Here is a 23,533-nt window from a genome sequence, read left to right as displayed (position 1 = left end):
TTGCCTCCTTCGATTTAATCTTTGGAACGCAAGATATTGATGTGTCCCTTCAACTTTATCTTTTGATTGTTCGATCCCTTGGCCTCTATTACGTAATAATAGACACCGGGATCGACATACTTGCCATGGTACCTGCCGTCCCACCCTTTGTCGGGACTGTCGAGGTAGCATATCTGTACCCCCCACTTGTTGAATATCCAGCATTTGAAGCTCACAATCGATTTATAGGCTACCTTCCACTCGTCGTTCACTCCGGGACTTGTACCCGGCGAGAACGCATTGGGCGCCTCCAAACGGGGCTCTCCGATGTTGATGGTAAAGGTCTCACTGTAAGCCTGACATTCGGCCGTACTGTTGCTGCCGATCAGGCGCACGTAGGTGGTACCTTCGTCGCGGAACGTGTAGCGCAGGGTCTGGTCGTTATAACGGGCGATGGTAGTCGAGAAATCCTCCTTGTCCGAAAATTCCCATTCGATGTGGGTAACGGCATCGGTCATATAGGCCTGAAACTCGATTTCGGCCGGAGCCGAACCACCCAAGTATTCAGTGGGATGCCGGTCGTCCTCATTGAGCGCCTCCTCCCGATAGGTCTGCTCGGCCTTTGCCGTCACGCCTATCGCCGTGGTAATGTATTCGCCGGTCGATACCGTTTGCTCCATGCCCCAGTAGTTGAGCAGTTGGTCGCCCGAGATAGAAAAATCGGTATTGCAAAGCGGAGCCGGCACTTGTACGGTCGAAGAGAAATTGTCAAGAGTTTCCGACTGGACCGTTTGAATATATGAAAGAGACTCATCGTTCCACACCAGCGTCATGTAGCTGACGGTAATTTCGCGCGACAACACCTTGGGAGCGCCATTTATCGAATAGTAGTTCAGTCGTTCCCCACTCCCGTCGAGTTGAAGAGTCGTTTGTTCGCATTGACCGGCATCGCTCGACACCGAGGCTCCGTTTAAGACAAGAGGAGCCTGTGAATAATCGATCACCCACAAGTAGTAACTGCGCCCATTCTGTTCAATCACATACCCGCAATCGCCTTCGGTGAGAGACAGGGTCGACAGGTATCCGTTTTGAGTTGCTCCGGCAATCGGAGTCGCATTGGCTGCACCCGACGGTCCAAATTTACTCCACGAGATGAGCGACTCGTCTTCACCCGAAAATTCGATAGTCGCCTGGTCGAGCGAATAGATGACAAATACGCCTCCGTTCAGGCCGGTACTGGCTTCGGGGGTATGGCTGTAAGCCGGTTTTCCCCCACCCGATACGGTAATCTGCTGGGCACAAAGCCCACTTACGGTAAAAAGACAGGTCAAAAATAAGAGGTGTCGGTACATATCGATTCGGATAATAAATGAATGACAAAGTTACAATTTTTCGGTCAATCGTATTTCCATCGACAATTTAAAATTTCCCAATAATCCGATTGACCCATCTGTGAAAAACCGGAGTCGCACTCTCCTGCCAAGCCATAATCGGCTTACATCTTGCAACTGATAATATTTTTATATACTTTTGTAACTTGTATATTACCATCAAACACGAAAAAACGCAAACAACCTAATATGAAATATACACGAATAACGGTAGTCTTACTATTCTGTTTCGCCGTGCTGTTTATGCTTCCGGCTCAAACCGAAGGCTTGCAAACCAAAGTAATCGATGGAAAAGAGTTCTATATCTACAAGGTAAAGCCTTCGGAAGGATTTTATTCGCTCACCCATAAATTCGGCATTTCACAAGAGGAGATTATTCGGTTCAATCCGGCAGCCAAGAATGGATTGAAACGAGGGCAGTTGCTCATGATTCCGACAAAAAAGACCCTCGAAGGAGAGGCTTCGGGCTCGGAAATCGAGAGTACCTTCGAGCATACCATCGTACGGGGAGAGTCGCTGTACTCCATCTCGAAGATGTATAAAGTTACCATTCAGAGTATCATAGACCTGAACCCAGGCTCGGAGCATGGTATCAAGGCCGGTGCTACGTTGAAAATTCCCCAGCATTATCGCCAAAAGAAGGCTAAACAGACACAGGCCAAAGCCACCACTACCACCACGACTACTAAAACGACTACGGCTCAATCCAAACCCGTATCCCCCCCGGTTACCGATAAGGTGAATCAGGAGGCGCCCTCGGTTGCAACCGATGGAAATTCGGGAGAATATGTCTATCACACAATCAATGCGGGAGAGACTCTTTTTTCCATCTCTCAAAAATATGACATTGATATTGAGACGATTCTCAAACTCAATCCGGGCATTTCGCCCAACAATTTGAAGAGGGGTTCGGTCATACGTCTCACTCCCAATACCAAAGAGATGAATGTGACCATAGCGCCCCAACAGTTGTATACCGAATATAAGGTGCGCAAGAAGGAGACCCTGTATAGCATCTCGAAGAAATTCGGTACGACGGTTGAGGAGATAAAGAAATGCAATCCCAATATCAAGAAAATCAAACAGGACGATATTATCTACATTCCGGCTGGAATCGAATACAATACGGTAACGGCCGAGAACCCCATCACCAGTGCCGAAATCAACAACATCTACAACAAGCTGTACAAAAGCGACAAGAAGGGGGTAATCAACGTAGCGGTTATCCTGCCCTTCATGCTGAAACAGGCGCACCCCGATACCAAAGCCAGTCTTTATACCGAGTATTATCAAGGCTTCTTGATGGCGGTCGACAGCTTGAAACGGCAAGGTGCATCGATTAACGTGTATGCCTATGATTCGGAGGCATCGGACGCAACGGTACGTAATATTCTGACCGATCCGCAATTGAAGGAGATGGATATGATTATTGCCCCTGACGACGATAACCAAATCAAGTTAATAGCCGATTTCGGTCTGGCCAACGACATTAACGTAATCAACACCTTCTCGCTCAAAAACGAAGAGGTTTCGCACAATGCCAAAATTTTCCAGACCAATATCCCCCACTCCTATCTGTATGCCGAGGCGGCCGACCGGTTTATTCGCTATTTGGGGAACCGCAAGGTGGTATTCTTGACCCATACATCAGAAGAGAGTGACAAGAAAGATTTTGTCAACGGGCTGAAAGAGGAACTCTCGCGGGCTCACATCGCATATAGCGAAATAAAATTCGGCAACGAACTGAATTTGCAGAATCAGGACTCGATTTGGGCCGGACAAAGTGGGGTCGTATTTGTACCTACATCAGCTCGAAAAAAAATATTGTCAATCATCATTGCACCGCTTGAAGCATTGAAGGCACAACGGGAAGATCTCGATATTGCCCTCTTCGGTTATCCCGAGTGGTTGACACAGGTGCCCGAGTACTTGAACGAGTTCTATAAATTAAACACCTATCTGTACTCTCGCTTCTACGCCAATCCTTTTGATGAAAACGCCAAGTCGTTCCACAAACGTTTCTTATATTGGTATAATAAGGATATGATCAACGCCAGTCCCCAATATGCGCTTTTGGGATTCGACACCGGCATCTATTTCCTCTCGGCCATACGGGCTTACGGGAAGAACTTTGCCGTGCAGAAATTGGAAAATTCGAGCGACCGCATTCAAACCGATTTTGCTTTCCAGCGTATAAACAACTGGAGCGGATTCATCAACAAGTCGTTCTATTTCGTTAATTTTGCTCCCGATTTCACCATCAAGAAAATTAGAGAATAAATCCGATCGATGAAACTATTGCGATATATCTTATTACTGTCGGCTGTCGTAACTCTGCAAACGGGCTGGGCACAACGCAGTGATTATGAACCCGAGTTTACCGTGGGGGTAAAGGGCGGTACGACTTTGTCAAGAGTATCATTTACTCCTACCGTTACACAGGCTCTGCTGTTGGGATACACGGGCGGGGTTTCGGTGCGCTATATCGAAGAGAAATATTTCGGCCTCATTGCCGAGGTCAACTTTACTCAGGCCGGTTGGAACGAGACGTTCGACACCGACCCCTACACCTATTCACATACGCTCAATTATGTGACAGTCCCCTTTCTCACCCATTTCTTTTTCGGCAATCGGGTTGTGCGGGGATTTATCAACGCCGGTCCGCAAATCGGGTTTCTGCTCGGCGATAGCTACAAGAGCAGTTTCGACATCAATAATCTGCCCGAGTTTAGCCAAAAGAGCAAGGTAAAAGAGATATATACGATGGACATTGCCCATAAAATCGACTACGGCATCATGGCCGGAGCCGGAATAGAGTTCCGCATCAGGAAATCACACGGTATTGTCCTGGAAGGGCGATATTATTATGGTCTGGGCGACATCTTCAAGAACCGCAAGAAAGATGTGTTTTCAGCTTCGCACAACCAAATCATCACCATCTCGCTGGGGTACTTGTATCACTTCTGATACGGGCTGTAAAGAATCTTGAATACCAACTCTTTCAACAGATCGCCGTCGTTGCTCGAAGCCCCCGAGCCTATTCCTTTCGATCGGGCATCATATCGGCGAATCAAGTCGATAATATCGATGCACTTGAACGCGTTGTAATTGCGCATGGCCGTCGTGTAATCGCGGGCCTGATAGACCGAGCGCAGATTCAGCTCCTTGGCCAGGCCGTTCTCCGACCGGTCGGTGGCAAAGAAACACAACAACAGATTGGAAAAGAAATTGAACAGGACACTGATGGTCACCACCAGCGGATTATTCTTGGGGTTCTGCTCGAAATATTGTACGATTTGGGCTGCCTTCGATATGTTTCTTGTAACGATGGCGTTGAGCAGTTCATAGTTGTTGAAGTCTTTGCTGATACCTACATTGCGCTCTACCGACTCGGGGGTGATGCGCATGCTCCCTTCGGGCAGCGATATGGCCAGTTTGTCAAGTTCTCCGCTTAGACGACTTAAATCATTCCCCACAAAGTCGGCTAACATCGATACCGCTTTCGGGTCTATGGCCAGTTTCTTGGCAACAACATAGGTATTGATGAATGCGGGTAACTGGCTCTCGTACAGTTTTTTCGATTCATACACCAACCCAATCTTCTCGATACCAGCCAGTATCTTTTTGTTTTTCAGCGTACCGTTTTTGTAGCAGATTACCAGGATTGTGCTCATCAACGGCTTTTGCAGGTAGTAGGACAAGTTATCTATGCCCCGGATATTTTGAGCCTCCTTGACTACAATTAGCTGATGCTCGGCCATCATGGGAAATCGCTTGGCGGCATTGACTACGATGGCAAAATCGTCGACATCGGCCCCATAGAGAATGGTCTGATTGAAATCCCGCTCGTTTTCGTTCAAGGCATTTTCGATAATGGCATCGCATATCAGGTCGATATAGTACGATTCATCGCCCATGAGCAGATAAACAGGTTTGAATATTCGGTTGCGAATATCCTGCAAGATGGCAATATGCTGGTTGGTCTCTTTCTTGGCCATGGTTTAATCCTCGTCAAATCGCAGATGCTTCACCGTCGTTCGTTTATCAATAATCAGTTTCAACGCCTCTACCCCGATGAGTACATGTTCGTCGACAAAGTCGCGGGTGATTTTCTTGTCGCTCTCGGCCGTCTTGACACCGCTCGAAATCATGGGCTGGTCCGAAATCAGCAGCAGGGCTCCTACCGGAATCTGGTTGGCAAAGCCCACCGAGAAGAGGGTGGCCGTCTCCATATCGACCGCCATGCAACGAATGCGGCGCAAATACTCCTTGAAATTGTCGTCGAACTCCCATACCCGACGATTGGTCGTGTAGACGGTCCCGGTCCAGTAGTCGCGATGATGATTCCTCACGGCCGTGGAGACGGCTCGCTGCAACATGAAGGCCGGCAGCGCCGGCACTTCGGGCGGGAAATAGTCGTTCGAGGTACCCTCGCCGCGAATTGCCGCGATAGGCAATATGTAGTCGCCCAACTTGTTTACCTTCTTGATGCCGCCGCATTTTCCCAAAAACAGAACGGCTTCGGGTTTTACGGCACTCAGCAAGTCCATGATGGTGGCGGCATTGGCACTGCCCATACCAAAGTTGATGATTGTAATACCTTCGGCCGAAGCGCTGGGCATATTGCTGTCCTCACCCACGATGGGGACGTGAAAATGAGAGGCAAATATCTCGACATATTTGGTAAAATTGGTCAGCAGGATATGCTTCGTAAACTCCTCGACCGGCCGTTGGGTGTATCGGGGTAACCAATTTTCGACAATCTCTTGCTTTGTTTTCATAAATAGGTAATTTTGGAGTAAATTTACAGAAATAATTAGAAAGCGCAAATTTTCATTTCCAAGATGATTGAACTGAATCTACCCTCTTATCCCTACAAGTTGAAACAGGGAAAAGATAAACTCCTTATCTTCGACGACTTGCGACGACGTTACGTGACGCTTACGCCCGAAGAGTGGGTGCGGCAACATTTCGTGGCCTATCTCGTGAATCAAAAGGGATTCCCCCGGGGATTGATGGGAAATGAAATATCGCTTACGCTCAACAAATGCAACCGTCGATGCGATACGGTGGTCTACGACCGCAACGGGAACCCGCTGTGTATCGCCGAATACAAGGCTCCACACATAGAGATTACGCAAAAGACCTTCGATCAGATTGTGCGTTACAACCGGGTATTGCAAGTCGACTACCTGTTTGTCTCCAACGGGCTCTCCCATTACTGCTGTCGCATCGACTACGCGACCAACAGCTATACTTTTTTGCCCGACATTCCCGCTTATTCCGATTTGTGAAGGTGGATAAAGGTAAGAATAAAAAAGGCGACACACGAAAGTGTCGCCTTTTTTTGAGCCTCTTGTCGGATTCGAACCAACGACCCCGAGATTACAAATCACGTGCTCTGGCCAACTGAGCTAAAGAGGCAGGTGGGTAAGCTATCTACATCGCGCCGCTACAACCGGCTACCCTTGCTGCGGTCAAGCCCTGGGGGATTCACAAGGAGCTGGCCGTATAGGACTTACCCGGGCACAAAAGTAGATATTTTTTTGTAGATAGCAATAACTTTGTGCAAAAAAAATATCAATTTTTCTTATCTTCCTAAGTACGAAATATTTATAAAACAGAGAGGCAAAACATTTTCTCCCTGTCCAATTTTATCGGTTTTTATTCCCCGATTGTTCGCTAAAAAATCTACTTTTGCATCTGCAAGACACGACAGGTGTTTGACCTAAAACGAAAAACTATGCTGCAAGAAATCAAAAACCGTATATTGAACGGCGGTGAGATTACCCCCGACGAGGCAATCGACTTGGCTTTGCATGCCAACCGCCCGGAGTTATATGCCGCGGCCGATGAGATTCGCCGCAAATTCTGCGACCGTACCCTCGACAGCTGCTCCATCATCAACGCCCGTTCGGGACATTGTCCCGAGAATTGCAAGTGGTGTGCCCAATCGGCCCACTACAATACACACATTGAAACATACGATGCTATTCCCGAGGAGGAGGCAATGGCGATGGCCAGGCTTCATGAGTCGCAGGGAATCAAACGACTATCGCTCGTAACCAGCGGTCGCAGCGTACGGGGCGACGATCTGGACTATTTCTGCAACCTGTACCGCCATATGGGGCGGGAGACGCATCTGAAATTATGTGCCTCGATGGGATTGCTCAAACGGGAGGAACTGCAAAAGTTGAAAGAGGCGGGAGTGAAACGCTATCACTGCAATCTCGAAACGGCGTCGTCCTACTTCCCGGAGTTATGTACAACTCACACTTCGGAACAAAAGAAGGAGACGATCCGTATGGCCCAAGAGGTAGGGCTGGAAATCTGCTCCGGTGGCATTATCGGTATGGGTGAGACGATGCAGCAACGCGTCGAGTTGGCTTTTGAGTTGCGAGAACTGGGCGTTTGTTCCGTACCCGTGAATATATTAAGCCCGATTCCGGGCACACCGTTGGAGCACACTGCCCCTATCGGCGACGAAGATATATTGGTGACGATTGCCATCTTCCGTCTGGTGTTGCCTCATGCCTTTATCCGCTTTGCCGGAGGTCGGGCACGACTCTCGCGCGCGACACAGAAACAGGCTTTGCTGGCCGGACTGAACGGATTGCTCATGGGCGACATGCTCACCACGCTGGGATCCGGGGTAAACGACGACAAGGATTTGATTGCCGAGGCCGGTTACAACCCGCTGTAACCTTTTGTGAGCGGGCATTACAACCGGGATACCCACTACCCGACCCGCATAGAAAAGGCTGTTGCCTCGCGATAGGCAACAGCCTTTTGCCGTTTATTCAAATGCAATTTCTCGGGATATTTCCCTACTGTTCAGTTGGCTAATGGTTGTTAACTCCCCGGGGGCTGATTATAATTAACGTGAAAATAGTTTATATCTCCAATCCATTTGAGATGAAATGTGTTTATGTAATTAATTTCCCCGAACAGTAGAAATTTGTTTCGAGACTTCGTGATATGCAAAAAGGTAGACAAATAGCTTCAAAGCCAATCCGGTTCACTCGAAAAAGAAACAGTAGAATCTGCTTCTGAGGAAAATGTAAGATAGAGAAGGAGGAGAACGGAGGAGCTGTTTCTCCCGCAAGACTCTGCATTCCCGACCAAATGCTTAACGGTCTTGCAATAACGGATAATGTCGGCGTTGTGTGTTTTTTGTGTTTCAGGTAGATAGATAGGATAACAAGATTGGTGAAACTCGTGATTGTTACATCATCGAGTTCAATCAAACTTTGCAAATATAGGACTTTATTCTTAATCGCAAACGTTTTTGAGGATTATTTTTTACACGGAAGAGATTTTTTCCTTGATTTGATTGTTTCCTCGGCAGATAAACATCTCTATTTTGATATTCCACATTCCGTACTCGACTATCCATCTCTTCGCAAACTCGTGATTTGCCCAATCGGTACTTTTGTCGTAAATTTGATGGCTAGTTAACACGAGACTATGGTTAGTTATTTACAGATAGAGAATCTTACCAAATCGTTTGGTGACCGCATCTTGTTTGAAAACATTTCCTTGGGAATAGGCGAAGGCGACCGTGTGGGACTTATTGCCAAAAACGGAGCCGGGAAAACGACTCTGCTCAATATCCTGGCCGATAAGGAGGATTACGACAGCGGACGAATTACCTATCGCAACGGGTTGCGGGTGGGCTATCTGGAACAATCGCCCTCCTACCCGCCCGAGCTTTCGGTTATCGAGGCGTGTTTCCAGTCCGACAACGATACGGTTCGTCTCATTGCCGAGTATGAGCAAGCCCTTCGGGCCAATGACCCCGACCGGCTGCAAGATTTACTTGACCGCATGGAGCATGCCAAGGCCTGGGATTATGAACAACGGGCCAAGCAAATTCTTTCGCAACTTAAAATCAACAATTTCGACCAGCCGGTCAAGGAACTCTCGGGCGGCCAATTGAAGCGGTTGGCCCTGGCCAACGTGCTGATTACCGAGCCCGATTTATTGATTCTCGACGAGCCTACCAACCACCTCGATATTGACATGACCGAGTGGCTCGAAGAGTTTCTGCGACGTTCCAACATCACGCTGCTCATGGTGACGCACGACCGCTATTTTCTCGACCGGGTGTGCAACCAGATTGTCGAAATCGACGACCGCACCTTATATAGTTATAAAGGGAATTACAGCTATTACCTCGAAAAGCGCGAGGAACGTATCGAAATTCACAATGCCGAAATAGACCGGGCCCGCAACCTCATGCGCACCGAGTTGGAGTGGATCAGGCGACAGCCGCAGGCGCGGGGTACCAAAGCCAAATATCGCATCGACGCGTTTGCCGAGTTGCAGGAGAAGGCCCGCCGCGAAAAGGCCGCCGGACAGGTGCGGCTTGAAGTGAAATCGTCGTATATCGGCTCAAAGATTTTCGAAGCCAAAGGCATCACCAAGAGTTTCGGCGATTTGAAGATTATCGAGAATTTCGACTACACCTTCACCCGCTATGAAAAGATGGGCATCGTGGGGAACAACGGTACCGGAAAATCGACTTTTATCAAGATGCTCATCGGCGAGGTGAAGCCCGACCGTGGTCATTTCGACATTGGCGAGACGGTCAAGTTCGGTTATTACAGCCAGGAGGGCATGCAGTTTAACGACCAGATGAAAGTTATCGATGCCGTGCGCGACATAGCCGAGGAGATTTCGTTGGGCGACGGTCGCAAGTTGTCGGCCTCACAGTTCTTGCAGCATTTCCTTTTCACCCCCGAGACCCAGCACAACTATATTTACAAGTTGAGCGGAGGCGAGCGCCGTCGGCTCTACCTGTGTACGGTACTCATCAGCAACCCCAATTTCCTGGTGCTCGACGAACCTACCAACGACCTCGACATCGTAACGCTCAATGTGCTCGAAGACTATCTGCGTAATTTCAAGGGGTGCGTGATTGTTATCTCGCACGACCGCTATTTCATGGACAAGGTGGTCGACCACCTGCTGGTATTCCGTGGGAACGGTGTAATCAAGGATTTCCCAGGCAACTACACCGATTACCGAGAATGGCGCGAGGCTCAGGAACAGAAGGAGCGAAACGAACAGGCCGAGAAATCACGTCAAGAGATAAAGAAATCCTCTACCGAGAAAAGGAACCCCGCCGAGAATGGCAAACGTCGACTCTCCTTCAAAGAGCGCAAGGAGATGGAGCAACTCGAAACCGAGATTGCCGCACTCGAAGAGGAAAAGAAAACCATCGAGACCCTGCTGTGCAGCGGCTCCCTCGATGTAGCCGAGCTCACCGAAAAATCAAAACGTCTGCCCGAGGTGAACGATTTGCTTGACGAAAAAACACTCCGCTGGCTCGAATTGAGCGAAATAGAAGGATAAAAAAGGGAGAGCGGTTTATGCAAATATAAACCGCTCTCTTCATCTTATATATGTACAAAATCCTGTTTAGTAACAATAGCCCTTATCGTTTGAAATAGATATACTTGGGCTCGCTGGACACATAGCTGTCGTCGTCCCACAGCGTGCTGGTAATCATCAAATCGGCACTATATCGGTTGCAGGCGATAGGCACATTGTGTACCCGGCACTGACGCAGCAACATCTGAATATCGGCCTCATGCGGTTGCGGATTCAGGTCGTCAATCAGGAATATGGCCAAATCGATTTGATGACGCACAACCAATGCGGCAATCTCGGCATCACCGCCCAAGGGTCCCGAGTTCATACAAGTCACATCGGCCGGGATATGCAACTCCTCGAAAGCCTCTTTGACCAGTCGGCCTGTCGTGCCCGTACATACCAAGTGATGATGCGACAACAACTCGGCATTATGTTTTACCCACTCTACCATATCGGCTTTGCGGTTATCGTGCGCAACCAGCGCAATGGTTAATCTCTTTTTCATAACTCTATTATTTTAGGATTGAACATTAGAGTATTTCTTATGGATAGACCGCTGATGAATCATCAAGGCAACCACGGCTATCACAAAGGCTACAAAGTCGGAGATAGGCATACTCCACCACACCCCATTCGTAGACCAGTAATTGGGCAATATCAGCAACAGCGGCAACAGGAACAGCAACTGCCTCGACAACGAAAGGAATATCGAGACCGGGGCCCGGCCTATTGACTGGAAGAAGTTGGAGATGACGATTTGGCAACCCACAAAGGGGAACATGGCACAACTAATACGCAACCCCACAACCGACAGGCCGACCAACTCTTCGCTGGTGGTAAAGAGGGCCACAATGGCGTGCGGGAAGATTTCGCTCAATATGAACCCCACGGTCATGACCAATACACCGGCCGTAATGGCATAGCGCAGCGTCTTACGCACCCGTTCATACTGTTTGGCACCAAAATTATATCCTACAATGGGCTGCATACCCTGGGTAATACCCATCACAATCATGACAAAGAGCATGAGCGTGCGGTTTACGATACCATAGGCCCCGATAGCCAGGTCGCCGCCGGTGCGTTGCAGCGCGTTGTTAATAAAGATTACCACGACACAGGCGCATATATTCATGAGGAAAGGCGACATGCCTATCGAAAATATCTTGCCTACCACACGAGCTTTCAGCCGGGCATAACGGCGGTCAAAGTGTACGAAGCTGTTCTTATTGGCAAAGTGGATAAGCACCCACACCATGGCGACCAGCTGCGAAGCAACCGTAGCCAGGGCGGCACCCCGAATACCCCACCCCAACGAAAAGATAAAGATGGGAGCCAATATGATGTTGCAACCTACCGTAAGCAACGACGAGAGCATGGCCTTGCGCGGATAGCCGGTAGCCCGCATCACGTTATTCAATCCGATAAAGACATAAGCTATGGGTGATCCCAAAAGAATGACCTGCATGAAATCCCGAGCATATGGCAGGGTGTCGGGGCTGGCCCCGAAGAAAAGCAATATGGGATCGAGAAACAAGAATGTCAAACCGCCGAAACAGATGGCATTGACAATACACATGAACAGCACGTTGTGTACTACCTCGGTGGCCCTGACCTTATCGCCCTGCCCCAAAAAGATGGAACTGATGGTAGCTCCACCGATACCCACCAATGTACAGAAGGCTATCACCAGGTTCATCAGCGGGAATGTGATGGCCAAGCCCGCGATGGCCAGTGCGCCCACACCGTGCCCGATAAAGATACTGTCGATGATGTTGTAAAGCGATGTGACGGTCATCGCAATGATGGCAGGCACCGAATATTGCACCAACAATTTGCTGATAGGCTCGGAACCGAGAATCAATGGGGAAGTACGATTTGTTGTCATAGCTCTTTGTATTTCGCAATGATTTCAACAAAAACAGAACTCGACGAGCAAAGCCCGGTTTCGGGCCCGTTCTATCTTTGTCTCTCCGCGACAAAGGTACAAATTATTCGGTTCTCGTAGTAAGGACATAAGCATTTTATAACAAATCGGTATTTTTAATAAAAAGTGTATTTGTCGCACGTGTGAATAAAAATCGGAACCTCTTTCCAAACACCCGGGGAATCCTTTGTCCAGACAGCCGAAGACGAGCCGCATCGGTTCATTAAAAAAATTAAATTATCCGAAAACAGAACTGTTTTTTACAACTCCTTGTTATATTTGTAAAAAGAACCAGCCGACAGGTCGGCTCGGCCAGCCAAGTGCGGGCAGGCGGGCCTCTCGTGTGGGTTCTCCTATTTTTAAGAACAAATAATTGAAAGGCAGATGAAAAAACTTTTATTGCTGGTTATCGCAAGTTTAGCACTCTTCTCCTGCGAAGGGCCCATGGGACCGCAAGGCCCGCAAGGAGTCCCCGGCGAAGGTATGTTTTGGAAGTATTACACCTATACCGTCAAATCACAGGACTGGAAACTCGCCACTACGGAAGACGGGCTCAATACCTACTACTGGTATGAATTCCAGAATGAGGATATTACCGACGACCTCTATCTCAACGGTTATGTGCTGGGTTATCTGGTGTAATCTCCGGGAGCCGAGAATGAGGTGATAACTCCCCTGCCCTACACCATACACCGGGGTGGTACCGACGAAAACGATAAAGAGATGTTATGGACCGAAACTTATACCTACGACTATATGCCGGGAAGTATCGCTTTCTATGTACAATACAACGATTTTGCCCAGCAACAACCCGAGGATATGGTATTCAGGGTGATACTCAACAACTAAAATCCTGTAAACAGACAAATAAAAATCCGAGGCTGTACCCGCTTGCCGAGTGCAGCCTCGGGTGCATTTTGAAGGAATCGGTGTAAGATGACAAAAAACGGAACAGTCCTCTATGGTCTGCTCCGCTTCTATTATGGGTTATATCAATTAACAAGCCTTAAAACTCATGTCGAGTCCTTTCACCGAGTGAGTGAGAGCACCCACCGAAATGAAGTCGACACCACACTCGGCATAGTCGCGAATCGTGTCGAAGGTAATGCCACCCGACGATTCGGTCTCATATTTTCCACCGACAATCTTCACGGCCTCGCGAGTAAGCTCGGGGGTAAAGTTGTCGAGCATGATGCGGTCCACGCCTCCCACGCGCATTACTTCGCGCAGTTCGTCGAGATTGCGCACCTCGATTTCGATTTTCAAGTCCTTGCCTTTCGCCTTCAAATACTCATGACAACGGGTAATGGCATTCTCAATGCCACCGGCAAAGTCGACGTGGTTGTCTTTCAACAGAATCATATCGAACAGGCCGATGCGGTGGTTTACACCTCCGCCAATCTTAACCGCCTCTTTTTCGAGCATACGCATGCCCGGTGTCGTCTTGCGTGTATCGAGCACGCGGGTGTGCAGCCCCTCCAACCGCTTCACATAGCGACGGGTCATCGTGGCAATACCGCTCATGCGCTGCATCACGTTGAGCATGAGGCGCTCGGTTTGCAACAACGATTGCACACGGCCCTCGACCACGAAGGGTACATCGCCAGGTTTCACCTCGGCACCGTCTTCGATATAGACCGTCATCTTCAACTCGGGATCGAAGCGATGGAAAATCTTGCGGGCCACCTCGACACCGGCCAGTACCCCCGGCTCCTTAATCAGCAGCTTCGATTTTCCCATGGCCGTGGCGGGGATACAACACAAGGTTGTGTGGTCGCCGTCACCTATATCTTCGGCAAAAGCCAAGTCGATCAACTCGTCTATTAATTGTTCTTTTGTTTTCATAATCCAACAGTTTTTTTATTCTGCCTGCAAAAATAGTACAAACTGGGTGGAGTACCAAATTTATAGAGCCTTACACGACCAGAAACTCGTATAACCAAAAATTACTATACTTTGTTAGAATATTAAAATGAGCGGCATAAAGCTCGTTGACAATTTGGAATCTATTGTCGGAATGTGTATTTTTACAACCGATATGGAATCATATCAATTTTAGAATAGTAAAACATTAATACGTATTATCAAAAAAATTATCGGTATGAAAAAGTACATTTGCACAGCTTGTGAATGGGTTTACGACCCGGCAGTAGGTGATCCCGACGGTGGAATCGCACCCGGCACTCCCTTTGAAGATCTTCCGGAAGATTGGGTATGCCCGGTTTGCGGACTTGGCAAAGACGCATTCGAGGAGGTGAGCGAGTAACCTTCACCACACTCGGCTCATATATAGAGAATCTGCATCGCTTCCTGCGATGCGGATTCTTTTTTTATGGTATTGGCACAAAAAAACAACGATTTCAGATTCTCTACAAAATCAAATGGCTAAATTTGAGACATGAAAATATTGATTATCGAAGACGAACCCTCTCTGCGGGAGATTATGCAACGGGCATTGGAACAGGAGCACTACGTGGTTGAGACAGCGACCACCTATGCCGAAGCCGATGCCAAGTTGGCTGCATATACCTATGATTGCATTCTGCTCGATATTATGCTGCCTGATGGAAACGGGTTGCATCTGCTCGAACATCTCAAACAACAGCGCAAGCGCGACAATGTGATTATCATTTCGGCACGTGATTCGCTCGACGACAAAATTCGAGGTCTCGACATGGGGGCCGACGACTACTTGCCCAAGCCCTTCCATACGGCCGAATTGCTGGCTCGTATCAAAAGTGTGCTGCGTCGGGGAAAGAGTGGCGGTGAGATGGCTCTGCGCCTGGGAAATGTGGAACTTGAACCCGAAAGTTCACGGGTATTGGTAGGTGGTCAAGAACTGACTCTCTTGAAAAAAGAGTTTGATATTCTGCTCTACTTCATGCAACGCCCCAATCACCTGGTCGACAAATCGGTCCTGGCCGAAGCGGTATGGGGCGACCACGCCGACCAGGCCGACAATTTCCATTTTGTATATGCTCAAATGAAAAATCTGCGTCGCAAACTTACCGATGCGGGTGCTGACATTGAAATCAAATCGATTTACGGCTTCGGATATAAACTGATTCCCCCTGTCGAATAATTGCCCGTTCCTGCATGAAACTGATTTATCGCATAGCACTTCGTCTCTCGGCCGTATTGATTCCGCTCATGGCTTTGTGGGCCACGTTGTTTTATTTTATGACAGTCGACGAAATCAACGACGAGGCCGACGATGCTCTGGCCGATTACTCCGAATTGATTATCATTCGCATGCTGGCCGGTCGTGAGTTGCCGCCCTTGAACAGCGGCTCGAACAACAGCTACTCGATTACCCCCATCGACAGGGAATATGCCGAATCGAAATCACACATTATATATTACGATGCCGAGGTTTATATTCCCGAGAAGGAGGAGACCGAGCCGGCTCGTATCCTATCGACCATCTTCCGTGACAACGACGATAACTACTATGAGTTGAAGGTGGCCATGCCCACGTTTGAGAAAAATGATCTGGTAAGGACTATCCTGTTCTGGATTATCCTGCTCTATTTGATTTTGCTCTTCACACTCATCGGCTTGACGACTTGGATTTTTCACCACAGCATGAAGCCCTTGTATGCCTTGTTGCAGTGGCTCGACAGCTATACTCCGGGTAAGCACAACAGTCCGGTCCCCGACAATACGAATATCACCGAATTCCACCGTCTCAACGTAGCGGCACAAGAGGCCGCCCATCGTTCGGAAGAGCTTTTTGAACGCCAAAAACAATTCATTGGTAACGCTTCGCACGAATTGCAGACTCCGCTGGCTATCCTAGGCAATCGCATTGAATGGCTGCTCGACAATACCGAACCGAATGAAAAGCAGGTCGAGGAGTTGTTTAAAATGCAACGGTCGCTCAACCACATTGTACGGCTCAATAAAACGTTGCTGCTTTTGACCAAAATCGAAAACGGACAGTTCCCCGAGAGTGAAGATGTAGACATAGCCGATCTCATTCGCGAACAGGCTCCGCTCTATAACGAAATATATGAGTCGCGGCACATTGCCTGCCACATTGATCTCCCCGACCACTTTGTCGTATCGATGAACGACTCGCTGGCCTCTACACTGGTCACCAATCTGCTCAAAAATGCCTATGTTCATACGAACCCCAACCAGACTATCGACGTTGTATTACATGGCCGCACACTGACGATTGCCAACGACGGCGATGCTCCGCTCGATGCCGAGCATATCTTCGACCGGTTCTATCAAGGCAATAAAAAGGAGGGCTCTACCGGATTGGGGCTGGCTTTGGTCAAGGCCGTATGCCACTACTATAATTGCGATATAGCATATCGCTACACCGACGGTAAACATTGTTTTTCCGTTACATGGCCATAAAAAAGGAGGAAAAAATGATTTTTTTCGTGATTTTCCTCAAAATTTCAAATTCGTTTCAAAATCGTACTCAATCTTTGTACCATCAAATTAAAACAATGTATGACTAATAAAATTTTGAATGTTATGAAAAAGTTAATGATTCTCTCAGCTATCTTGATGATCTTTGGTATTACAACCGCTTGCGCCGATAACGACAAGCCTATCACGGTAACCCAGCTGCCGGCCAAGGCTCAACAATTCATCAAGACACACTTCTCCAAGGAGAAGGTTGCTTTTGCCAAACTCGAACGGGAATTCCTGGAAACGCGTTATGAAGTGGTATTCACCAACAGCTCCAAAATAGAGTTCTGGAAAGATGGCGAATGGAAAGAAATCGACTGCAAATATTCGACCGTTCCCTCGGCTGTGATTCCGGCTCAAATCGCTCAGTATGTATCGCAAAACTATCCCGACACGCAAATCGTGAAAATCGACCGGGACAAACGCGACTACGAGGTGAAGATTACCAATGGCTTGGAGTTGACCTTTGACAAGCAATTCAACCTGATCGACATCGACGACTGATTTTCCAACCCTGCCGGGTTACGAGCCCGTTCCCGCTTCGTGCCGGAACGGGCTATTTATTTATCCCGACTTCTGCAAGCATAAAAAATGCCGTTGGAGAAGGGATTCTCTCCAACGGCAAAACAAATCTATTTATAGATGATACTATTTAATAATCTCCAAGCGTTTGAAGCATTTCTCAATCTTTTCAAGAGCGATATCCACCTGCTTGAAGGTGTGTGTAGCCATCAGCGAGAAACGAATCAGCGTGTCTTTGGGAGCTACGGCCGGAGCCACCACAGGATTGACAAAGATACCCTCGTCGAACAGGTCGCGGGTTACCCGGAAGGTCTTCTCGTTATCGCGGATAAACAGCGGGATAATGGGCGTACAGGTATTACCTATTTCACAACCGATACGACGGAATCCTTCAAGAGCGTAGTTGGTTACGTCCCACAAGTGAGCGATACGCTCGGGCTCGCTCTCCATGATATCCAAGGCGGCACCCACGGCAGCCGTCGAGGCCGGTGTGATACTTGCACTGAAAATATATGAGCGGGAATTGTGTCGCAGATAGTTGGCTGTCACCTTATCGGTAGCGATAAATCCTCCCAGCGAAGCCAGCGATTTACTGAATGTACCCATAATGAGGTCTACATCGTCGGAAACCCCAAAGTGGTCGCACGTACCTCGACCATCGCGGCCAAATACACCAATACCGTGAGCTTCGTCGACCATTACGGCAGCATTATACTTCTTGGCTAACCGTACAATTTCGGGCAAATTGGCCACATCGCCTTCCATCGAGAATACACCGTCGGTTACAATCAGTTTCACCTTGTCGGGCTCGCAGTGGCGCAATTGCTCTTCGAGCGACTGCATGTCGTTGTGGTGATATTTCAAAGGTGTAGAGAAGGACAAACGACGACCCTCGATAATCGAAGCATGGTCGAGCTCGTCCCACAGGATATAGTCACCACGCCCGGTTACACAGGATACGACACCCAGGTTGACTTGGAATCCGGTCGAATAGATGATAGCCTCCTCTTTCCCTACAAACTTGGCCAATCGGTGCTCCAACTCTTCGTGAATGTCGAGTGTCCCATTCAGGAATCGAGAACCGGCACAACCCGTACCATACTTGCGAATGGCAGCAATAGCGGCTTCTTTGATTTTAGGGTGATTGGTAAGGCCTAAATAACTGTTCGACCCGAACATCAAAACTTTTTTGCCATTGATTAAGACTTCGGTATCCTGATCGCTTTCAATTTTGCGGAAATAAGGATATACACCCAAAGCCTTGGCTTTCTGCGGAGCATCATACTTCGCCAGCTTTTCTTGCATCAATTTCATAGTTTATTGCTGTATGTATTTTGTTATAAACTATTTGCATATCAAGGTCTTCTATTCATAAGCACCTTAAAAATACAGGGTGCAAAGGTAACATAATTATCGGAAATAAAATCATCTTTCACTTAAAAAATCACCTATTTACTCAAAAAAAATGAGACCTTTATGCTTGTTCTCACAAAAGGCCGCCTGAGTTCAAATCCATCGGCTATATAATCGACAGAAGAATTATATAACTAATAATCAAAACCATATATTCCCCAAAGAATTGCATTCGTAATTGTTTTGTAATAAAATCTACCTGCAATGGCCAAGAATTTGAAAAAAATTGCGAAATTTGCCGATTGTATAACCTAATGACAGAGAACAAACATGAAATTCTCAGCGCAACAAATAGCCGATTTCCTGCATGGAGAGGTGGTAGGTAATGCTTCGGTCGAAGTAAGCAACCTGTCTAAAATCGAAGAAGGGACTCCCGGCACCCTTACCTTTCTGGCCAATCCTAAATACACACACTACATTTATCAGACAAAAGCCAGCATCGTGTTGGTCCATAAAGAGTTTGAACCCGAACACCCTGTCGAGGCAACTCTCATCAAAGTTGATGACCCGTATGCTTGCCTGGCCCTGTTGCTCAACCTGGTAAACGAAGCTCTCACGGCCAAGAAAGGTATTGAAGAGCCTCATTATGTAGCCCAGTCGGTAACCCTGCCCGACGATATTTATCTGGGAGCTTTTGCCTATATTGGCGAACGAGTGAAAATCGGGAAGAATGTAAAGATATATCCCCAGGTGTATGTGGGTAACGATGTGGTACTCGGTGATAACGTGACCCTCTATCCCGGTGTGAAAATCTACCACAGTTGTGTCATTGGAAATAATTGTACGCTCCATGCCGGTGTCGTAATCGGTGGCGACGGATTCGGATTCGCTCCGCAAGCCAACGGCGAATATGCCAAGATAGCCCAGATAGGCAATGTGGTTCTCGAAGACAATGTCGAGATAGGAGCCAATACCACTATCGACCGCGCCACCATGGGCTCTACGGTTATCCACAAGGGAGTAAAACTCGACAATCTCATACAGATAGCCCACAACGTCGAGGTGGGCGAACACACCGTCATTGCCGCTCAGGCCGGCATCGCAGGTTCGGCCAAAGTAGGCAGCCACTCGATGATTGGCGGACAGGTGGGTGTAGCCGGTCACATCAAGTTGGGCGACCGAATTCAGGTCGGTGCCCAATCGGGAATCCCCAATCATGTCGACGACGACGCCATCATCATGGGCTACCCGGCAGTACCCTCCAAGGAGTTTGCCCGCCAGGTCGTTTACATCAAACGGCTGCCCGACCTTACCCGCACGGTAAAGGAACTCGCGAAAGAAGTGGAATCACTGAAAGAACAACTGAAAAACAAATAAAACCATATATCGATGAAACAGAAAACCTTAAAAAGCAGTTTCTCGGTTAGCGGGAAAGGATTGCACACCGGATTGGACATCACGGCAACCTTCCTCCCTGCTCCCGAACATCATGGATACAAGATACAACGTATCGATCTCGAAGGTCAACCCATCATCGACGCGTTGGCCGAAAACGTAGTGGAAACCAGTCGGGGTACAGTCATTGCCGAAGGCGATGCCAAAGTGAGCACCATCGAACATGCCATGGCCGCACTCTATGCTGCCGAGATAGACAACTGTCTGATTCAGGTCAATGCGCCCGAATTACCCATACTCGACGGCAGTGCCGCCGTCTATGCCGAAGAGATTGAGCGTTGCGGACTGGTGGAACAGAATGCTGAACGGGAGTATTATCTCATCAAATCGAAAATCGAGTTGCACGACGAGGCTACCGGTTCGTCAATTGTTGTTTTGCCCGACGATGAGTTCAGCATCAACACGCTCATTTCGTTCGATTCGCCCATTCTGAGCAATCAGTTTGCCAGCCTGGACGACTTGCACGACTTCAAAAAAGAGATTGCGAGCGCCCGCACCTTTGTCTTTGTAAGAGAGGTAGAACCGTTGGTAAAAAACGGCCTGATCAAAGGAGGCGACCTCGACAATGCCATCGTCATCTATGACCAAAAGACTTCACAAACCGAGCTCGACCGTCTGGCCGATCTGCTGGGTGTTCCCCACAAACATGTCGACGACCTGGGCTACATCAACAACAAGCCGCTCGAATTCGACAATGAACCTGCCCGCCACAAACTGCTCGATATCCTGGGCGATATTGCATTGGTAGGCAAACCCATCAAAGGTCGCATCATTGCCACGCGTCCAGGACACAAAATCAACAACCAGTTTGCCCGCCTCATTCGCAAGGAGGTGCGCCGCCAGGATATTCAGTGCCCTGTCTACAATCCCAACAAGGCACCGATTATGGACATCAACCGCATTCGCCAGTTGCTTCCTCATCGTTATCCCTTCCTGTTGGTCGACAAGATTATCGAGATGGGAACACGCCATATCGTCGGAGTAAAGAATGTTTCGGGCAACGAACCCTTCTTCCAGGGACACTTCCCTGCCGAGCCCATCATGCCGGGTGTATTGCTGGTTGAAGCCATGGCGCAAACGGGTGGTCTGCTGGTACTGAATACCGTAGAGGATCCCGAGCGCTACTCGACCTATTTCATGAAGATTGACAATGTGAAATTCCGTCAGAAAGTCGTACCGGGCGATACCGTAATCTTCTACCTCTCTCTCATATCGGAGGTTCGTCGGGGCTGTGCCTACATGAAAGGCTATGCTTTTGTGGGTGAGCGTATCGTGACCGAAGCCGAGTTTATGGCACAGATTATTAAAAACAAATAAATACTACATACTAAAACAAGTAAGAAATGAAACAACCGTTAGCATACGTACACCCCGATGCAAAGATTGCCAACAATGTGGTAATCGAGCCGTTTGTTACAATCGATAAAAATGTAGTTATCGGCGAGGGTACTCACATAGGTTCGAATGTGACTATCTTGGAAGGGGCCCGCATCGGAAAGAATTGCCGGATTTTCCCGGGTGCAGTCATTTCGGCCATTCCGCAGGATTTGAAATTCCAGGGCGAAGAGACCACCGTAGAGATTGGCGACAATACCACGCTGCGCGAATGTGTAACCGTCAATCGAGGAACTGCCGCCAAGGGGAAAACCGTGGTGGGTAGCAACTGCCTGATTATGGCCTATTCGCATATCGCTCACGATTGTGTAGTGGGTGACCATGTCATCATCTCAAACGCCACGCAAGTGGCCGGCGAAGTAGATATCGACAACTATGCCGTTATCGGTGGCGGCACCCTCATTCACCAGTTCAGCCACATCGGCGCACATGTGATGATACAGGGCGGTTCGCTTGTTAACAAGGATATTCCTCCCTACATCAAGGTAGGACGTAATCCCATCTCCTATGCCGGTATCAACTCCATCGGGTTGCGCCGCCGCAATTTCAGCAACGAAACCATCTGCAACATACAGGAAATCTACCGGTATCTTTATCAGTCGGCCATGAACCATACCGAGGCTCTCGAACGTATCGAAGCCGAGTTGCCGGCTACCAAAGAGCGTGACGAGGTAGTCCTGTTTGTACGCAATTCCAAGCGTGGTATTATCAAAGGGTATCTCTAAACAAGAGCAACCACACTATAAACGGACTTGAAAGAGGCGGCCAGTAGCACGAAAGTGAGACTGCTGCCTTTTTCTTTTGTATCAGGCTATCTCCTGCTTGTGTCGGATAATAAATTGGCAAAGAGAATATTTCAGTTAAAATATTTTTAATTCAAAAACTTTTAAATATATTTGTACACATAAACAATACCATGGAGACTCCGAAAACCATTGAATAGAGTAGGAACAATAAAAAAAATCACATCATGAAAAAGTTTTCTTAGTGGCAGCTTTGGCAGCCTTCGTACTGACTAACGTGAATGCACAAGAAAAGTACAAACCCGAAGCAATGACGGTTTCGACTGAATTGAATTACTCTCCCGGCGGTGCCAGTGACGGAGGTTTCACATTACCCGAGTATGGAGCAAAAGTCCGTTTACATCTGAACGAGAACATGGCTGTACGTTTGAAATTGGGATTGAACACAAACTCTACCAAAACAACCACCTTCACCGAGAATGGGGATACCAAAATAGAGAGTTACGATCGCACGAGCCAAACAACCTTCTCAATTATGCCCGGTTTTGAATACCACTTTACCAAATATGAAAGAATATCTCCTTATGTAGGTGGTGAAATCGGTCTGCTCACGAGAATGCAGAAGGGAAAACAAGACAATTCGGAAAGTGACGACAGAACCGAAACGAAGCGTCCGGGCCTGGGATTTGGCGTCAATGTCTTTACCGGTGTCGATGTTTATCTGTGCAAGGGCCTCTATTTAGGATTTGAGTTGGGCTTGGGATATGAATCCATGAATACCCAAAGAGGTACTACTACAATAGTAAGTGGTTCGACCACAAACGAAAACAAGGGGAATCAAGCCACTTTGGAAAGCGCATTCGGATTCCACGCTACCCCGTCGCTGCGCGTAGGCTGGTGCTTCTGATAAACAGATACGACTCTATATCACAACTGCAAGGCATATCATGGCGATATGCCTTGTT

22 protein-coding genes and 1 tRNA gene are annotated in these 23,533 nt (G+C 48.1%); 15 read left to right on the top strand and 8 right to left on the bottom strand.

Translation table 11 applies throughout. From position 1 onward, the window contains the following. Positions 1 to 14: 14 nt before the first annotated feature. Positions 15 to 1,310 (bottom strand): T9SS type B sorting domain-containing protein, encoded by a 1,296-nt coding sequence (locus BARVI_RS12825; RefSeq protein ID WP_198015974.1) that lies wholly within the window; start codon positions 1,308 to 1,310, stop codon positions 15 to 17. 249 nt (positions 1,311 to 1,559) lie between these two features. On the opposite strand from BARVI_RS12825, the gene BARVI_RS01050 reads away from it, so the two are divergent. Together BARVI_RS01050 and BARVI_RS01045 are read left to right on the top strand one after the other, a co-directional pair. Continuing rightward, positions 1,560 to 3,650, top strand: a complete 2,091-nt coding sequence (locus tag BARVI_RS01050; protein ID WP_025277436.1) for a lytic transglycosylase — start codon at positions 1,560 to 1,562, stop codon at positions 3,648 to 3,650. A 9-nt stretch (positions 3,651 to 3,659) separates the two neighbouring features. Further along, complete coding sequence (locus BARVI_RS01045) at positions 3,660 to 4,337, top strand: porin family protein (RefSeq protein ID WP_025277435.1); 678 nt, start codon at positions 3,660 to 3,662, stop codon at positions 4,335 to 4,337. Here BARVI_RS01045 and holA read toward each other — a convergent pair. Continuing rightward, positions 4,328 to 5,368: a DNA polymerase III subunit delta gene (gene holA / locus BARVI_RS01040; RefSeq protein ID WP_025277434.1), complete on the bottom strand. Its 1,041-nt coding sequence runs from the start codon at positions 5,366 to 5,368 to the stop codon at positions 4,328 to 4,330. The two genes, BARVI_RS01045 and holA, sit on opposite strands and share 10 nt — an antisense overlap. Positions 5,369 to 5,371: 3 nt before the next feature. Beyond that, on the bottom strand, positions 5,372 to 6,151 hold the full coding sequence (locus tag BARVI_RS01035) for an AMP nucleosidase (RefSeq protein ID WP_025277433.1): 780 nt from the start codon (positions 6,149 to 6,151) through the stop codon (positions 5,372 to 5,374). A 63-nt stretch (positions 6,152 to 6,214) separates the two neighbouring features. On the opposite strand from BARVI_RS01035, the gene BARVI_RS01030 reads away from it, so the two are divergent. Continuing rightward, entirely contained in the window at positions 6,215 to 6,664 is a 450-nt protein-coding gene (locus BARVI_RS01030) for a type I restriction enzyme HsdR N-terminal domain-containing protein (RefSeq protein WP_025277432.1), read from the top strand. 56 nt (positions 6,665 to 6,720) lie between these two features. On the opposite strand, the gene BARVI_RS01025 is transcribed toward BARVI_RS01030, so the two are convergent. Then, positions 6,721 to 6,794, bottom strand: a tRNA-Thr gene (locus BARVI_RS01025). Between the two features lie 319 nt (positions 6,795 to 7,113). Between BARVI_RS01025 and bioB the strand changes: the two genes are divergently transcribed. Then, positions 7,114 to 8,073, top strand: coding sequence for a biotin synthase BioB (gene bioB, locus BARVI_RS01020; protein ID WP_025277431.1), 960 nt, complete (start codon positions 7,114 to 7,116; stop codon positions 8,071 to 8,073). 764 nt (positions 8,074 to 8,837) lie between these two features. Continuing rightward, positions 8,838 to 10,727, top strand: coding sequence for an ABC-F family ATP-binding cassette domain-containing protein (locus BARVI_RS01015; protein ID WP_025277430.1), 1,890 nt, complete (start codon positions 8,838 to 8,840; stop codon positions 10,725 to 10,727). Positions 10,728 to 10,809: 82 nt separating this feature from the next. Here the strand turns inward: BARVI_RS01015 and BARVI_RS01010 are convergent, their stop codons facing one another. Both BARVI_RS01010 and BARVI_RS01005 read right to left on the bottom strand, forming a co-directional pair. After that, complete coding sequence (locus BARVI_RS01010) at positions 10,810 to 11,253, bottom strand: methylglyoxal synthase (protein ID WP_025277429.1); 444 nt, start codon at positions 11,251 to 11,253, stop codon at positions 10,810 to 10,812. A 12-nt stretch (positions 11,254 to 11,265) separates the two neighbouring features. Further along, complete coding sequence (locus BARVI_RS01005; RefSeq protein WP_025277428.1) at positions 11,266 to 12,633, bottom strand: MATE family efflux transporter; 1,368 nt, start codon at positions 12,631 to 12,633, stop codon at positions 11,266 to 11,268. 423 nt (positions 12,634 to 13,056) lie between these two features. On the opposite strand from BARVI_RS01005, the gene BARVI_RS01000 reads away from it, so the two are divergent. Both BARVI_RS01000 and BARVI_RS00995 read left to right on the top strand, forming a co-directional pair. Next, complete coding sequence (locus tag BARVI_RS01000) at positions 13,057 to 13,314, top strand: hypothetical protein (RefSeq protein WP_157232441.1); 258 nt, start codon at positions 13,057 to 13,059, stop codon at positions 13,312 to 13,314. A gap of 21 nt (positions 13,315 to 13,335) precedes the next feature. Beyond that, positions 13,336 to 13,521 carry a hypothetical protein gene (locus BARVI_RS00995; protein WP_025277426.1) on the top strand — a complete coding sequence of 62 codons (186 nt, stop codon included), beginning with the start codon at positions 13,336 to 13,338 and terminating at the stop codon, positions 13,519 to 13,521. Positions 13,522 to 13,668: 147 nt separating this feature from the next. On the opposite strand, the gene nadC is transcribed toward BARVI_RS00995, so the two are convergent. After that, the gene (gene nadC, locus BARVI_RS00990) at positions 13,669 to 14,517 is read right to left on the bottom strand and encodes a carboxylating nicotinate-nucleotide diphosphorylase (RefSeq protein WP_025277425.1); all 849 of its coding nucleotides are present in this window, start codon (positions 14,515 to 14,517) and stop codon (positions 13,669 to 13,671) included. Between the two features lie 256 nt (positions 14,518 to 14,773). Between nadC and rd the strand changes: the two genes are divergently transcribed. The 4 genes from rd to BARVI_RS00970 all read left to right on the top strand — a co-directional run bounded on the left by rd (position 14,774) and on the right by BARVI_RS00970 (position 17,604). Further along, positions 14,774 to 14,938: a rubredoxin gene (gene rd / locus BARVI_RS00985; protein ID WP_025277424.1), complete on the top strand. Its 165-nt coding sequence runs from the start codon at positions 14,774 to 14,776 to the stop codon at positions 14,936 to 14,938. Positions 14,939 to 15,070: 132 nt separating this feature from the next. Beyond that, positions 15,071 to 15,754, top strand: a complete 684-nt coding sequence (locus tag BARVI_RS00980) for a response regulator transcription factor (protein WP_025277423.1) — start codon at positions 15,071 to 15,073, stop codon at positions 15,752 to 15,754. Positions 15,755 to 15,768: 14 nt separating this feature from the next. After that, complete coding sequence (locus BARVI_RS00975; protein ID WP_025277422.1) at positions 15,769 to 17,040, top strand: sensor histidine kinase; 1,272 nt, start codon at positions 15,769 to 15,771, stop codon at positions 17,038 to 17,040. Positions 17,041 to 17,163: 123 nt separating this feature from the next. Beyond that, positions 17,164 to 17,604 carry a PepSY-like domain-containing protein gene (locus tag BARVI_RS00970; protein ID WP_025277421.1) on the top strand — a complete coding sequence of 147 codons (441 nt, stop codon included), beginning with the start codon at positions 17,164 to 17,166 and terminating at the stop codon, positions 17,602 to 17,604. A gap of 144 nt (positions 17,605 to 17,748) precedes the next feature. On the opposite strand, the gene spt is transcribed toward BARVI_RS00970, so the two are convergent. Then, a complete protein-coding gene (spt, locus tag BARVI_RS00965) occupies positions 17,749 to 18,936 on the bottom strand; it encodes a serine palmitoyltransferase (protein ID WP_025277420.1) in 1,188 nt (395 codons plus the stop codon). A 369-nt stretch (positions 18,937 to 19,305) separates the two neighbouring features. On the opposite strand from spt, the gene lpxD reads away from it, so the two are divergent. From lpxD to BARVI_RS00945, 4 genes are all read left to right on the top strand, one after another. Continuing rightward, positions 19,306 to 20,352, top strand: coding sequence for a UDP-3-O-(3-hydroxymyristoyl)glucosamine N-acyltransferase (gene lpxD, locus BARVI_RS00960; RefSeq protein ID WP_025277419.1), 1,047 nt, complete (start codon positions 19,306 to 19,308; stop codon positions 20,350 to 20,352). A 12-nt stretch (positions 20,353 to 20,364) separates the two neighbouring features. Continuing rightward, positions 20,365 to 21,747 carry a bifunctional UDP-3-O-[3-hydroxymyristoyl] N-acetylglucosamine deacetylase/3-hydroxyacyl-ACP dehydratase gene (locus BARVI_RS00955; protein WP_025277418.1) on the top strand — a complete coding sequence of 461 codons (1,383 nt, stop codon included), beginning with the start codon at positions 20,365 to 20,367 and terminating at the stop codon, positions 21,745 to 21,747. 26 nt (positions 21,748 to 21,773) lie between these two features. Then, a complete protein-coding gene (gene lpxA, locus BARVI_RS00950; protein WP_025277417.1) occupies positions 21,774 to 22,550 on the top strand; it encodes an acyl-ACP--UDP-N-acetylglucosamine O-acyltransferase in 777 nt (258 codons plus the stop codon). A 262-nt stretch (positions 22,551 to 22,812) separates the two neighbouring features. After that, positions 22,813 to 23,475 (top strand): outer membrane beta-barrel protein, encoded by a 663-nt coding sequence (locus tag BARVI_RS00945; RefSeq protein WP_084546943.1) that lies wholly within the window; start codon positions 22,813 to 22,815, stop codon positions 23,473 to 23,475. Positions 23,476 to 23,533 lie beyond the last annotated feature (58 nt).

The sequence above is a fragment of the Barnesiella viscericola DSM 18177 genome, assembly GCF_000512915.1.
GTDB lineage: Bacteria > Bacteroidota > Bacteroidia > Bacteroidales > Barnesiellaceae > Barnesiella > Barnesiella viscericola.
This window is presented reverse-complemented; position numbering and strand designations above follow the sequence as displayed.

Excerpts from the sequence above, each read along its gene's own strand:
- BARVI_RS01050 (WP_025277436.1), top strand. The coding sequence starts at position 1,560 with ATGAAATATACACGAATAACGGTAGTCTTACTATTCTGTTTCGCCGTG.
- BARVI_RS01045 (WP_025277435.1), top strand. The coding sequence starts at position 3,660 with ATGAAACTATTGCGATATATCTTATTACTGTCGGCTGTCGTAACTCTG.
- holA (WP_025277434.1), bottom strand. The coding sequence starts at position 5,368 with ATGGCCAAGAAAGAGACCAACCAGCATATTGCCATCTTGCAGGATATT.
- BARVI_RS01035 (WP_025277433.1), bottom strand. The coding sequence starts at position 6,151 with ATGAAAACAAAGCAAGAGATTGTCGAAAATTGGTTACCCCGATACACC.
- BARVI_RS01030 (WP_025277432.1), top strand. The coding sequence starts at position 6,215 with ATGATTGAACTGAATCTACCCTCTTATCCCTACAAGTTGAAACAGGGA.
- bioB (WP_025277431.1), top strand. The coding sequence starts at position 7,114 with ATGCTGCAAGAAATCAAAAACCGTATATTGAACGGCGGTGAGATTACC.
- BARVI_RS01015 (WP_025277430.1), top strand. The coding sequence starts at position 8,838 with ATGGTTAGTTATTTACAGATAGAGAATCTTACCAAATCGTTTGGTGAC.
- BARVI_RS01010 (WP_025277429.1), bottom strand. The coding sequence starts at position 11,253 with ATGAAAAAGAGATTAACCATTGCGCTGGTTGCGCACGATAACCGCAAA.
- BARVI_RS01005 (WP_025277428.1), bottom strand. The coding sequence starts at position 12,633 with ATGACAACAAATCGTACTTCCCCATTGATTCTCGGTTCCGAGCCTATC.
- BARVI_RS01000 (WP_157232441.1), top strand. The coding sequence starts at position 13,057 with ATGAAAAAACTTTTATTGCTGGTTATCGCAAGTTTAGCACTCTTCTCC.
- nadC (WP_025277425.1), bottom strand. The coding sequence starts at position 14,517 with ATGAAAACAAAAGAACAATTAATAGACGAGTTGATCGACTTGGCTTTT.
- rd (WP_025277424.1), top strand. The coding sequence starts at position 14,774 with ATGAAAAAGTACATTTGCACAGCTTGTGAATGGGTTTACGACCCGGCA.
- BARVI_RS00980 (WP_025277423.1), top strand. The coding sequence starts at position 15,071 with ATGAAAATATTGATTATCGAAGACGAACCCTCTCTGCGGGAGATTATG.
- BARVI_RS00975 (WP_025277422.1), top strand. The coding sequence starts at position 15,769 with ATGAAACTGATTTATCGCATAGCACTTCGTCTCTCGGCCGTATTGATT.
- BARVI_RS00970 (WP_025277421.1), top strand. The coding sequence starts at position 17,164 with ATGAAAAAGTTAATGATTCTCTCAGCTATCTTGATGATCTTTGGTATT.
- spt (WP_025277420.1), bottom strand. The coding sequence starts at position 18,936 with ATGAAATTGATGCAAGAAAAGCTGGCGAAGTATGATGCTCCGCAGAAA.
- lpxD (WP_025277419.1), top strand. The coding sequence starts at position 19,306 with ATGAAATTCTCAGCGCAACAAATAGCCGATTTCCTGCATGGAGAGGTG.
- BARVI_RS00955 (WP_025277418.1), top strand. The coding sequence starts at position 20,365 with ATGAAACAGAAAACCTTAAAAAGCAGTTTCTCGGTTAGCGGGAAAGGA.
- lpxA (WP_025277417.1), top strand. The coding sequence starts at position 21,774 with ATGAAACAACCGTTAGCATACGTACACCCCGATGCAAAGATTGCCAAC.